Here is a 12,432-nt window from a genome sequence, read left to right as displayed (position 1 = left end):
TTCAACGAGACAAGCGCATGCCTACCCCACAGGTCGAGTCCGAAAAACATGGCGAGCTGAACTGCTGGCGCCTGACCACCGCCAACGCCGAACTGCTGATTGCCCAACAGGGTGCTCAAATTCTGAGCTACCAGCGCGTGGGCGAGCCGCCCCTGTTGTGGCTCAGCGAGTCGGCCATCCTGCGCCAGGGCAAATCCGTACGTGCCGGGGTGCCGGTGTGCTGGCCGTGGTTCGGTAACCTGCAACGCAACCCCAGCGCCGTGCAGGCCATGTATAGCGGCAGCGAGGCACCGGCCCACGGCCTGGCCCGCACCCGTGACTGGCACCTGCTCGGCGCCGAGCAACACGCCGACGCCCTGCGTGTGACCTTCGAGCTGCCGCAGGCGCAGGGTCAACTACCGGGCTGGGCGCATGACGTGGCGCTCACCCTTACGGTAGAGCTGGGCGATGCGCTCACACTGACCCTCACCAGCCGCAACCAAGGCCAACACCCGGTCACCATCAGCCAGGCACTGCACAGCTACTTTGCGGTAAGCGGCGTGCGCCAGGTGCAGGTTGAAGGGGTTGAAGGGCTTGGCTACATCGAGACACTGGCTGACTGGGAACAACGCCAGCAGCAGGGCGCGCTGACTTTCAGCGGCGAAACCGACCGCATCTACCTGGATACGCCGCAACAGCTGAGCATCGTCGACCCGCATTGGGGCCGGCGCATTACCCTGGCCAGCAGCGGCTCGGCCTCGGCGGTGATCTGGAACCCATGGACCGAGCGTGCCCAGGAGCTGGCCGATATGGCGGACGATGGTTGGCAGGGCATGCTGTGCATCGAAACAGCGAATGTCTGGGATGACGTGGTGGAGCTACAGGCTGGGGCCAGCCATTCGCTGGGGCTGACCATTGGCAGCGAGAAGCTCTGAGTATTGCCTGTAGGCCTCATCGCAGGCTGGCGCCAGCTCCCACAGAGCTCGCCCATCCCCATATCGATGCCGTCTAAGCGGTCAGTGTAGGAGCGGCCTTGTGCCGCTCCTACACAATCAAAAGCGACTTGCCCGAAACCATAGAATCTCCCACCGGAGCTCAGCCAGGCATTTCTATTCCGGCCCGGCGCAGTCTTTGTGGGAGCGGGCTTGCCCCGCGATGAGGCCGGCACAGGCACTATAAATCCGCATCCTCCACCACCCGCACCTTCGCCGCATCCAGCGCATACGCCGCATCGGCCAGGTCATTGCTGACCGCTTCCACTTTCAAGGCGCCGGTCACCCACAACGGTGTGTAGATATCGTCGATCTTCAGGCCTTTGGGATAGCGCACCAGCACCAGCTGGTTAGGCGGCGGTGGCGGCACGTGGATGCACGCGCCCGGGTACGGCACGAGGAAAAACAGCGTGCTGTGCCCCTTGGCATCGCTTTCCAGCGGCACCGGGTAACCGCCCAGACGAATCTGCTTGCCGTTCATCGCCGCCACGGTCTTGGTCGAATACATCACCGCCGGCAAGCCCTTGCTTTGCTTCAGGCCACCCTTGTCGGTAAAGGTGCCCAAAGCTTCCGGGGAGTTGTGGTCGATTTCGGGCATTTGCTCGAGCGCCTTCTGGTCCGACTTGGGCATCAGCTCCAGCCAGTCGGTTTCGGGCAGTTCGGCGTGGGCCAGGGCGCTGGCCATCAGCAAGGGAATGAGGAAGAACGCACGCATGAGGATGCTCGGCAACTCAGGATTGAATTGCCGGGCATTCTAGCCTGAGTTCACTTCTTCTTGATGAAGCCGTAGATCACCAGCAGGATGACCGCGCCCACCAGCGCACCGAGGAAGCCTGCCGCCTGGCCGGCCTGGTAGATACCCAGCGCCTGCCCACCATAGGTGGCCAGCAGGGAACCTGCGATGCCGAGCAGAATGGTCATGATCCAGCCCATGCTGTCGTCGCCCGGTTTCAAGAAACGCGCAAGCAGGCCGACGATCAGGCCGATGAAGATGGTTCCGATGATGCCCATGGCAATCCCTCTGCAAATGAAGATGGAACAAGCCAAAGCCTAGACAGCGCTTTGGCCAGTTGCCATTTCAGAGGGGTGCCGGCGGGCAGAAGTTCGATCAGCCGACGATCAACGCCTCTACTTCGGCGATCTTGGCCTGCAATGTGGCCATGTCCTTGCAGCGCAGGGTAGCGTGGCCAACCTTGCGCCCGGCCTTGAAGGCCTTGCCGTAGTGGTGCAAGTGACAGTCGTCGATGGCCGACACCTTGGCCACTGGCGGCACTTCACCGATGAAGTTGAGCATGGCGCTCTCACCGACCTTGGCCGTCGAGCCCAGCGGCAGGCCGGCAACGGCGCGCAAATGGTTCTCGAACTGACTGCACTCGGCGCCTTCGATGGTCCAGTGCCCGGAGTTGTGCACGCGCGGGGCGATTTCGTTGGCTTTCAGGCCGCCGTCGACTTCAAAGAACTCGAATGCCATCACGCCGACGTAATCGAGTTTTTCCAGCACACGGCCCACGTAATCTTCGGCCAAGGCTTGCAGCGGGTGCGCAGCGCTTGCCACCGACAGGCGCAGAATGCCGCTGTCATGGGTGTTGTGCACCAGCGGGTAGAAGCGGGTTTCGCCATCGCGGCCGCGCACGGCCACCAGCGAGACTTCACCGGTGAACGGCACGAAACCTTCGAGCAACAACGGCACGCTGCCCAGCTCGGCGAAGGTATCGACAACGTCTTCAGGGGTGCGCAACACCTTCTGGCCCTTGCCGTCATAACCCAGGGTGCGGGTTTTGAGCACGGCCGGCAGGCCGATGCTGGCGACGGCAGCGTCGAGGTCGGCTTGCGAAAGAATGTCGGCGAAGGCCGGGGTCGGGATGCCCAGGTCGCGGAACATGCTTTTTTCGAACAGGCGGTCGCGGGCGATGCGCAGCGCCTCGGCGCTCGGGTACACCGGCACGAACTGCGAGAGGAAGGCGACGGTTTCTGCCGGCACGCTTTCGAACTCGAAGGTGACCAAGTCCACTTCGTCGGCCAACTGGCGCAGGTGGTCCTGGTCGCCGTAGTCGGCACGCAGGTGCTCGCCCAACGCGGCGGCACAGGCGTCCGGGGCCGGGTCGAGGAAAGCGAAGTTCATGCCCAGCGGGGTGCCCGCCAAGGCCAGCATGCGGCCCAGCTGGCCGCCACCGATTACACCGATCTTCATATCGTCAGCCTCAAGCCTGGCGCGGGTCTGGATTGTCCAGCACGGTGTCAGTCTGCTCAGTGCGGAACTGCTTCAGCGCGGCGTGATACTCCGGGTACTTGGCACCCAGGATGCTTGCCGACAGCAGCGCAGCGTTGATTGCACCGGCACGGCCGATGGCCAGGGTGGCAACCGGCACGCCGGCTGGCATCTGCACGATCGACAGCAGCGAGTCGACGCCCGACAGCATCGACGACTGCACCGGCACGCCGAGCACCGGCAAGTGGGTCTTGGCGGCGCACATGCCTGGCAGGTGGGCAGCGCCACCTGCACCGGCAATGATCACCTCGATGCCGCGGCCATCGGCCTCTTCGGCGTACTGGAACAGCAGGTCCGGCGTGCGGTGTGCGGAAACCACCTTCACTTCATAAGGGATGCCGAGCTTTTCCAGCATATCGGCGGTGTGGCTAAGGGTGGACCAATCGGACTTGGAGCCCATGATCACGCCAACCAGTGCACTCATCGTCGAGCCTCTCCTGCAAGCGCCTTCTGGCGCGCTAAAAAGCAACAAGCCACGCAGGTGGACCGGCGTGGCTTGTATACGGATTCTGATCGGCCAGCTAGCCGAAGGCGCGGGATTGTAGCGTATTTGCAAGCGGCCCGCCCACCCCCTTAAGCACAGCTCGGATCAAAGGGCAAGCTGTCTCGCGGGACAACTTTTTCCGGCTGCTCAGGAATGTCGCGCAACAGCACGCTGCCCCTTAACCACTGCATTGCATCAAGGGGAATACCATGCTTAAAACCGCACTTCTGACGCTGCTGCTGAGCCTGGGCACGCTGCTGCCACAAACCGTTCTGGCCCGACCACTGGTGGTAACGGTGTACCTTCACAACGATCTGGCCGGAGAAAGCGACGAGCAGATCAACACCAACTTCTTCGGCCACTGGCTGAAAGAGATGCGTACCATTACTCAGCATCCAGTCGAGCTGATTTTCCGGCGCAACGTCGAAGGGGTCACCGACATCCACTATGCGGGCAAACCTTCGCGGGAAGTTCTGGACACCTTCACAGCAGCGATCCAGGATTCGGAGGCCGGCAAACTCTTCTCGTACATGAACAAGCATCTGCTGATGACCCGTGGAAGCTACGACCACCGCGGCTTGAATTTCAACGCCGGGCTAGCATTCCAGAAAGGCAACACCGCGATCGCATCCGTGGCTGTCTACGGCGCTGCGGCGCATGAGATCGGCCATATGCTGGGTGCCACACACGAAGATGCAACGGTGAACTTCAATGGCTGGGCCTGCGAAACCTATACCAAACCCCGCCTGCCGCTGCGCTCGAACTGCTACCGCTACAGCGACAAGAACCGCGCAACCATCGTTGACTACCTGAAGTACAACTCAAACTGAGGCTTCATCAGCGGAGTTCGCCGATTCCAACTTGCGCCACAACAGGCGCACGTTGGCCTTGCGCACCAAGGCGCAGCGGTACACGCGGATCTCCAGCGGCACATGCCACTGGCTGCCCCCGCACACCACCAGCTCGCCCCGCTGCAGCTCGCCGCGCATCGACAGCCGTGGCACCCAGGCGATGCCCATGCCCTCCAGCGCCATGCTCTTGAGGCTGTCGGCCATCGCCGTTTCATACACCGTGGTGTAGCGCAGATTGCGCTGGCGCAGCAGCAAGCTCACCGAGCGGCCCAGGAAGGCCCCGGCGCTGTAGGCCAGCAGCGGCACACTGGCATCACCCTCCAGGTCGAACAGCGGCTGGCCATCGGCGTCCACCGCGCAGACCGGCAGCATCTCAGTGTTGCCCATGTGCAGCGACGGGAAAATCTCGGCGTCCATCTGCAGCGCAGCGTCGGGGTCATAGAAGGCCAGCATCAGATCGCACCCCCCCTCACGCAGCGCATGCACGGCATCGCCGACGTTGGTCGCAACCAGCCGTGTGGCGATGTTCATGCCATCGTTGCGCAGTTGAGCGACCCAGCGCGGAAAGAAGCCCGATGCCAGCGAGTGCGCCGCCGCCACCTGGATGACCTCGCCCTGCCCGCCTTCAAGGTGGTGCAAATGGCGAAGAACTTCGCTCAACTGGTCGACAACGGTACGCGCGGTAACCAGAAACAGCTGCCCGGCCTCGGTCAGCTCGATAGGCGTGCGGGAACGGTTTACCAGAGTCAGCCCCAGCGCGGCCTCAAGGCTGCGGATGCGGCGGCTGAACGCCGGTTGAGTGACGAAACGGCGCTCGGCCGCCTGCGAAAAACTGCGCGTTGAGGCCAAGGCACTGAAGTCCTCCAGCCATTTGCTTTCGAGGTTCATCGACTACTCCGCAGCGCGTGCACCAAAATGGAACACGCTCGATTGTCAATCGGCGTCACATCAAACCGTATGCCGTTTGTGCATAGGTTAGCGTGCAACAGCATTGGCTGCAAAATCGGCTTCAGGCCTAGGATTGGCGCCATTCCGGCATGTGCCGGGTCAAAATCGAGATGATATCCATCATGTCCGCTGCTGCATCGTTCCGCGTCGAAAAAGACCTTCTTGGCACCCTCGAAGTCCCTGCTGATGCCTACTACGGCATCCAGACTCTGCGCGCCGCCAACAACTTCCACCTCTCCGGTGTTCCGCTGTCGCACTACCCGAAACTGGTAGTGGGCCTGGCGATGGTCAAGCAGGCTGCTGCTGACGCCAACCGTGAGCTGGGGCACCTGAGCGATGCCAAGCACGCCGCCATCAGCGAGGCTTGCGCCCGTCTGATCCGCGGTGACTACCACGAGCAGTTCGTGGTGGACATGATTCAAGGCGGTGCTGGTACTTCTACCAACATGAACGCCAACGAAGTCATCGCCAACATCGCGCTGGAGGCCATGGGCCACCAGAAGGGTGAGTACCAGTACCTGCACCCCAACAACGATGTGAACATGGCGCAGTCGACCAACGACGCCTACCCGACTGCCATCCGTCTGGGCCTGCTGCTGGGCCACGACGCCCTGCTGGCCAGCCTCGACAGCCTGATCCAGGCCTTCGCTGCCAAGGGTAAAGAATTCGACCACGTACTGAAGATGGGCCGTACCCAGCTGCAGGACGCCGTGCCGATGACCCTGGGCCAGGAATTCCGCGCCTTCGCCACCACCATGACCGAAGACCTGAACCGTCTGCGGACCCTGGCACCGGAACTGCTGACCGAAATCAACCTGGGCGGCACCGCCATCGGTACTGGCATCAACGCCGACCCTGGCTACCAGGCCCTGGCTGTTCAGCGCCTGGCCACCATCAGCGGCCAGCCGCTGGTACCGGCTGCCGACCTGATCGAAGCCACCTCCGACATGGGCGCCTTCGTGCTGTTCTCCGGCATGCTCAAGCGTACTGCGGTCAAGCTCTCGAAGATCTGCAACGACCTGCGCCTGCTGTCCAGCGGCCCACGCACCGGCATCAACGAGATCAACCTGCCAGCGCGTCAGCCAGGCAGCTCGATCATGCCAGGCAAGGTCAACCCGGTAATCCCGGAGGCCGTCAACCAGGTGGCCTTCGCCATCATGGGCAACGACCTGGCACTGACCGTCGCTGCCGAAGGTGGCCAGCTGCAGCTGAACGTGATGGAGCCGCTGATCGCCTACAAGATCTTCGACTCGATCCGCCTGCTGCAACGCGCCATGGACATGCTGCGCGAGCACTGCATCGTCGACATCACTGCCAACGAACAGCGCTGCCGTGAACTGGTCGAGCACTCGATCGGCCTGGTTACCGCACTGAACCCGTACATCGGCTACGAAAACGCCACCCGTATCGCCCGCATCGCCCTGGAAACAGGCCGCGGCGTACTGGAACTGGTACGTGAAGAGAAGCTGCTGGACGACGCGATGCTCGACGACATCCTGAAGCCGGCCAACATGATCGCTCCACGTCTGGTTCCGCTCAAAGGCTAACCAGACCGCTGCACACCGTCTCACCAGGTCGGGGGACTAGACACCTCTCAACCTTTCAAGGGCCCGAGCGCACGCTGCGGGCCCTTTTTTTATGCCTGCGCCCGGCGGCTGGCCAACTCGGCGGCACACAACTTGCTCTGCATTGCCCCTCAGCCCAACGGGACAGCGCGCATGCTGCACAGCCACCTCACCACCCTCAACGCGGTTTCGCTGATTCTCCAGGTGTTCCAGGAAGACGGCGTAGACCCGCAGCAGATGCTCGCCGGCAGCGGCATCAGCCCGGCAGACATGGGCCACGCCGACGCCCGCATTACCACCCAGCAAGAACTGCAGGTATGCGCCAACGCGGTGGCCCGGCGCGAGGACATCGGCCTTGAGTTGGGCCGGCGCATGCATGTGTCGTGCTACGGCATGCTCGGTTACGCGCTGCTCTCCAGTGCCACTTTGGGTGACGCCCTGCGCCTGGCGCTGCAGTATCCGGCACTGCTGGGAACAGTTTTCCAGCTGCGCCTGGTGGACGACGGCCAGCGAGTCTGGCTGTGCGCCAGCGATCACTACGACGCACCGGCATTGGCCGCGTTCAATGCCGAATTCTGCCTGGTGTCGCTCAAAGTCATCTGCGACGACCTGTTGGGGCGGCCGTTGCCGCTGCTGGGTGCGCGCTTCGAACATGCTCGGCCCGGCTACCACGCGCTCTACACCGGTGCGTTTCACTGCCCGCTGAGCTTTGCGGCCAGTGACAACGCCTTTGCCTTCGAGCGCCGCTGGCTGGACACCCCACTGCCGCTGGCCGACCCGATCACCCACAAGGCGATGAGCGAACGTTGCCGGCGCCTGAACCTGGAGTTCACCGGCCGCCAGGCGTGGCTTGGGCGGATTCGCCAGTTGCTTGTCCAGCAGCTCGACGCGGCACCTGGCCTTGAGCGGTTGGCGCAGCAGATGAACTGCTCGTCGCGCACTTTGCGCAGGCATTTGCAGGCGCTGGGCAGCAGTTATCAGCAGTTGCTGGACGAGTTGCGCTTCGACCGGGCCAAGCAATTGCTGGCCGAAGACCAGATGCCGATCTATCAGATTGCCGAGACCTTGGGGTTCAGTGAGACCGCGAGCTTCAGGCATGCCTTCCAGCGCTGGAGCGGCGTGGCGCCCAGCCACTTCAGGGGTTGAGCCGTGAGCACTTGTTCGCCGGTGTAGGAGCGGCCTTGTGTCGCGAAAGGGCTGCGAAGCGGCCCCAGGCTCTGCGCCTCATGGACAATCGCTGAGGCCGCTTTGCGGCCTTTTCGCGACACAAGGCCGCTCCTACACCTGTCGCGTAAAACAGCGTCGATGCTAGCGGCACCCGCGAAAAGCTCAGCCCCGGATGCCTTGGCCACATCGATCCCCTTTTGGCCGTTTGCATCGTCCCCGGTTAGCTGCCAGCCCAGCACAATTGGCCTACGCCAGTGATAACCCGGAGAACAACAATGCTGACGGTCTATTCCGATGACCACCGCCTGCACCACGGCCGCTGCGAGCTGATCGACGGCCAACTGATGCCCTGCTTCGAAATGCCTTCACGCGCCGACCATGTGCTGCAACAGGTGCACAAGCGCAACCTTGGCGAGGTACGTGGCCCCAGCGATTTTGGTCGCGCCCCGCTGCAACGCGTCCACAGCGCCGAATACCTGGCCTTCTTCGAAGGCGCCTGGGCGCGCTGGGCGGCCCTTGGCCATGAAGGCGACCTGCTGCCGTTCACCTGGCCGGCGCGCACCCTGCGCCAGGTCAAGCCGGTCGGGCTGCATGGCGAGCTGGGCTACTACAGCTTCGATGCTGGCGCACCGATCACCGCGGGCACCTGGCAGGCGGCCTATAGCGCGGCACAAGTGGCGCTGACCGCCCAGGCCGCCATCGAGCAAGGTGCCCACGCGGCATTCGCCCTGTGCCGACCACCCGGCCACCACGCCGCCGCCGAAGTGATGGGCGGCTACTGCTACCTGAACAACGCCGCCATCGCCGCCCAGGCGTTCATCGACCAAGGCCGCGCCAAGGTGGCGATCCTCGATGTCGACTACCACCACGGCAATGGCACCCAGGACATCTTCTATACCCGCGCCGATGTGTTCTTCGCCTCCATACACGGCGACCCGCAGGCCGAGTTCCCGTTCTTTCTCGGCTACGCCGACGAAACCGGCGAAGGCCCAGGCGCCGGCTGCAACATCAACTACCCGCTGCCCGCCGGCAGCGACTGGGCAGCCTGGAGCGCAGCGCTGGAGGACGCCTGCCAGCGCATCGCCACCTACGACGCCGAGGTGCTGGTGGTTTCGCTGGGGGTGGACACCTTCAAGGATGACCCTATCTCGCAGTTCAAGCTCGACAGCCCGGACTACCTGAAAATGGGCGAACGCATCGCGCAGCTCGGCAAGCCAACCCTGTTCGTGATGGAGGGTGGCTACGCGGTGGAAGAAATCGGTATCAACGCCGTCAACGTGCTGGAAGGCTTCCAGCGCGCCCAGCCAGGAGCCTCGACATGATCCGCCGCAAACAATTGCTTGCCCCGCTGATTGCCGCCAGCCTGCTGGCCGGCGCCCTCCCGGCACAGGCCGAGCAGCGCACCTTACGGGTGTACAACTGGTTCGACTACATCACCCCGCAAACCCTCACCGACTTCCAGAAGGACAGCGCGGTGAAGCTGGTGTACGACATTTTCGACACCAACGAGGCGCTTGAGGCCAAGCTGCTCACCGGCAATTCCGGCTATGACGTGGTGGTGCCTTCCAACGTGTTCCTTGCCAAGCAGATCCAGGCGGGCGTATTCCAGCCGCTGGACCGCAGCAAGCTGCCCAACTGGCAGCACCTGGACCCGGCGCTGATGAAGCTGATCGAAGCCAACGACCCCGGCAACCAGTACGCCGTGCCCTACATGTATGGCACCGTGCTGATCGGTTTCAACCCGGCCAAGGTCAAGGCAGCGCTCGGCGAAAACGCCCCGGTGGACAGTTGGGACCTGATCTTCAAGCCCGAAAACCTCGCCAAACTCAAGCAATGCGGCGTGGCACTGCTCGACTCCCCGTCGGAGATTCTGCCGCTGGCCTTGCAGTACCTGGGCCTGCCGCCGAACAGCGACAAACCGGCTGACTACCAGAAAGCCCAGGAACTGCTGTTGAAGATTCGCCCGTCCATCACCTACTTCCATTCCTCCAAGTACATGGCTGATATCGCCAATGGCGACATCTGTGTGGCGGTGGGGTATTCGGGCAGCTTCTCGCAGGCGGCCAACCGTGCGCGCGAGGCGAACAATGGCGTGGTGGTGGACATGCGCCTGCCCAAGGAAGGCGCGCCGATCTGGTTCGACATGCTGGCGATCCCGAAGAACGCAGCCAACCCGGACGATGCCCACACGTTCATCAACTATCTGCTGCGCCCTGAGGTGATCGCGCCGATCAGCGACTTCGTCGGCTACCCCAACCCGAACAAGGATGCGACCGAGAAAGTCAGCCCGGCGATCCGCGACAACCCCAACCTGTACCCCACCGCCGAGGCGATGGCCAAGCTGTATACCCTCAAGCCCCTGCAGCGCGACGCCGAACGCGCCCGCACCCGCGCCTGGACCAAGATCAAGTCCGGGACCTGAAAGATCGATGGCGGACTCCACGCGGTCAAGGTTTTTACACGCCTGTTCGCACCAGATATATCTCCTTGTGGCGAGCGGGCTTGCCCCGCGTTGGGCTGCGCAGCAGCCCGAGGGTTACCCTTGGGTGTCGGGGCTGCTGTGCAGCCCAACGCGGGCCAAGCCCGCTCGCCACAACTATCTCTGTGGGCGATTCCATGGTTTTGTGCAAGCTTGTGCGGCCCCTTTCACCGGCGCCAAGCCTTGCGCAGGCGCAGCAACGCCCCGGCAATTTCGGCTTCTGGCACCGCTGCAAACCCCAGCACCAGCCCGGCGCGGTTATCCACAGGCACTGGGCTGTCCGGCAACCAATAAGCGCTCAGCGGATTCACCTCCACCCCCACCTCCTCAGCCTGCGCCACTAACTCCTGCTGCCGCGCAAAGTTATCCACAGCCACTTTCACATGCAGCCCCGCCGCCACCTGCGGCATGCCACCCAGCCCCGGCACGTCCTGCGGCCAACCCGCCTGCAACACGTTCCGCCGGGCCAGCGCAGCCCGGCGCATGCGGCGGATATGCCGCTGAAAATGGCCTTGGGCGATGAACTGCGCCATCACACACTGCGTACCCACCTCCGAGTGCCGCACCGCCAGAGCCCGGCCCTGGCCGAACGCCTGCACCAACCGCTGGGGCACCACCAGATAACCCAAGCGCAGCGCCGGAAAGGCAATCTTGCTGAAGGTGCCCACGTAAAGCACCCGACCCTGCCGGTCCAGCGCGGCCAACGGCGCCAGCGGGGCGCCGCTGTAGCGGTATTCGCCATCGTAGTCGTCTTCGATGATCCAGCCGTCCTGGCGCTCGGCCCAGGCCAACAGCGCCAAACGCCGCGCCAGGCTCATGGTCACCCCGGTGGGGTATTGATGCGCTGGGGTCACGTAGGCCAATCGGCAATCGCTGAAGCCGGCAAGCTGCGCGCAATCCATGCCCTGCTCATCCACCGCCACACCCCGCAGCGTCGCGCCAGCCACGGCGAAGGCGTTGCCGGCAGCGCGGTAGCCTGGGTTTTCCACAGCCACGGCATCGCCAGGCTCTAGCAGCAGCTGTGCACAAAGGCTTATGGCCTCCTGTGCGCCACTGGTGATCACAATTTGCTCAGCACTGCAACCAAGCCCCCGTGAGCGTCGCAGGTAGGTGGCAATCAATTCGCGAAGCTGCAACTCGCCAGCCGGGTCGCCATAGCCGAGCAGCGCAGGCGCCGGGCTGCGCCAGAAACTCGCGTGCAGCTTGGCCCACACCTCGAACGGGAACAGATCGAAAGCCGGCACGCCCACCCGAAACGCCCGTGGCGGGCCCGTTTTTGGCAACGGCAAATGGTGATTTTTCAGACGCTGCAAAGGCTCACTGGAAGCCCCTGAACTGGACAAATCCTCAGTGCCTTCGGGCTGAAATGTGGATAACCCTGTTGATAACCTACGGGATAACCCTGTGGATACTTGTGTGGATAGTTTTTTCAGCTGGCTCACGTAAGTGCCGTCCCCGACCCGGCTTTCGATGAAGCCTTCGGCATATAGCTGGTCGTAAGCACGCACCACGCTGTTGCGCGACAGCGCCAAGGTCGCTGCCAGGTCACGCGTGGCCGGTAGCCGGGTGCCGCCGCCCAGTCGCCCGTCCAGCACCCGCGCACGCAATGCCTGATACAGCTGCTGGCTAAGGCCACGACGACGGTCCAGCACAATACCGGCTGGGTCAAAAGGCAGTGCGTGGGTACGTTCGCTCATG

General features: G+C 63.3%; 12 protein-coding genes. 6 read left to right on the top strand and 6 right to left on the bottom strand.

Features of this window, described 5'->3' with window-relative positions; genetic code table 11:
* Positions 1 to 17: 17 nt before the first annotated feature.
* Complete coding sequence (locus HU720_RS07390; protein WP_186518662.1) at positions 18 to 914, top strand: D-hexose-6-phosphate mutarotase; 897 nt, start codon at positions 18 to 20, stop codon at positions 912 to 914.
* Positions 915 to 1,152: 238 nt separating this feature from the next.
* On the opposite strand, the gene HU720_RS07385 is transcribed toward HU720_RS07390, so the two are convergent.
* The 4 genes from HU720_RS07385 to purE all read right to left on the bottom strand — a co-directional run bounded on the left by HU720_RS07385 (position 1,153) and on the right by purE (position 3,664).
* Positions 1,153 to 1,686 (bottom strand): DUF3299 domain-containing protein, encoded by a 534-nt coding sequence (locus HU720_RS07385; protein ID WP_186518660.1) that lies wholly within the window; start codon positions 1,684 to 1,686, stop codon positions 1,153 to 1,155.
* A gap of 50 nt (positions 1,687 to 1,736) precedes the next feature.
* Positions 1,737 to 1,982: a GlsB/YeaQ/YmgE family stress response membrane protein gene (locus HU720_RS07380; protein WP_186518658.1), complete on the bottom strand. Its 246-nt coding sequence runs from the start codon at positions 1,980 to 1,982 to the stop codon at positions 1,737 to 1,739.
* A 97-nt stretch (positions 1,983 to 2,079) separates the two neighbouring features.
* Positions 2,080 to 3,162: a 5-(carboxyamino)imidazole ribonucleotide synthase gene (locus HU720_RS07375; RefSeq protein ID WP_186518656.1), complete on the bottom strand. Its 1,083-nt coding sequence runs from the start codon at positions 3,160 to 3,162 to the stop codon at positions 2,080 to 2,082.
* Positions 3,163 to 3,172: 10 nt separating this feature from the next.
* A complete protein-coding gene (gene purE, locus HU720_RS07370) occupies positions 3,173 to 3,664 on the bottom strand; it encodes a 5-(carboxyamino)imidazole ribonucleotide mutase (RefSeq protein WP_186518654.1) in 492 nt (163 codons plus the stop codon).
* A gap of 269 nt (positions 3,665 to 3,933) precedes the next feature.
* Between purE and HU720_RS07365 the strand changes: the two genes are divergently transcribed.
* Positions 3,934 to 4,554 (top strand): reprolysin-like metallopeptidase, encoded by a 621-nt coding sequence (locus HU720_RS07365; protein ID WP_186518652.1) that lies wholly within the window; start codon positions 3,934 to 3,936, stop codon positions 4,552 to 4,554.
* Here the strand turns inward: HU720_RS07365 and HU720_RS07360 are convergent.
* Positions 4,546 to 5,463 carry a LysR substrate-binding domain-containing protein gene (locus tag HU720_RS07360; protein WP_186518650.1) on the bottom strand — a complete coding sequence of 306 codons (918 nt, stop codon included), beginning with the start codon at positions 5,461 to 5,463 and terminating at the stop codon, positions 4,546 to 4,548. The genes HU720_RS07365 and HU720_RS07360 overlap by 9 nt on opposite strands.
* A 182-nt stretch (positions 5,464 to 5,645) precedes the next feature.
* Here HU720_RS07360 and aspA point away from each other — a divergent pair, with 182 nt between their 5' ends.
* The 4 genes from aspA to HU720_RS07340 all read left to right on the top strand — a co-directional run bounded on the left by aspA (position 5,646) and on the right by HU720_RS07340 (position 10,677).
* Positions 5,646 to 7,070, top strand: a complete 1,425-nt coding sequence (aspA, locus tag HU720_RS07355) for an aspartate ammonia-lyase (protein ID WP_186518648.1) — start codon at positions 5,646 to 5,648, stop codon at positions 7,068 to 7,070.
* Positions 7,071 to 7,241: 171 nt separating this feature from the next.
* Positions 7,242 to 8,234 (top strand): AraC family transcriptional regulator, encoded by a 993-nt coding sequence (locus HU720_RS07350; RefSeq protein ID WP_186518646.1) that lies wholly within the window; start codon positions 7,242 to 7,244, stop codon positions 8,232 to 8,234.
* 296 nt (positions 8,235 to 8,530) lie between these two features.
* A complete protein-coding gene (locus HU720_RS07345) occupies positions 8,531 to 9,577 on the top strand; it encodes a histone deacetylase family protein (protein ID WP_186518644.1) in 1,047 nt (348 codons plus the stop codon).
* Positions 9,574 to 10,677, top strand: coding sequence for an extracellular solute-binding protein (locus tag HU720_RS07340; protein ID WP_186518642.1), 1,104 nt, complete (start codon positions 9,574 to 9,576; stop codon positions 10,675 to 10,677). Before HU720_RS07345 ends, HU720_RS07340 begins: the two co-directional genes overlap by 4 nt.
* Positions 10,678 to 10,901: 224 nt before the next feature.
* Here HU720_RS07340 and HU720_RS07335 read toward each other — a convergent pair whose 3' ends face one another.
* Positions 10,902 to 12,431, bottom strand: coding sequence for a PLP-dependent aminotransferase family protein (locus tag HU720_RS07335; protein WP_186518640.1), 1,530 nt, complete (start codon positions 12,429 to 12,431; stop codon positions 10,902 to 10,904).
* Position 12,432 lies beyond the last annotated feature (1 nt).

Source organism: Pseudomonas sp. SWRI51 (assembly GCF_014268825.1).
Taxonomy (GTDB): Bacteria; Pseudomonadota; Gammaproteobacteria; order Pseudomonadales; family Pseudomonadaceae; genus Aquipseudomonas; species Aquipseudomonas farsensis.
The sequence above is the reverse complement of the archived record's forward strand: the minus strand, read 5'-3'. Positions and strand labels throughout refer to the sequence as shown.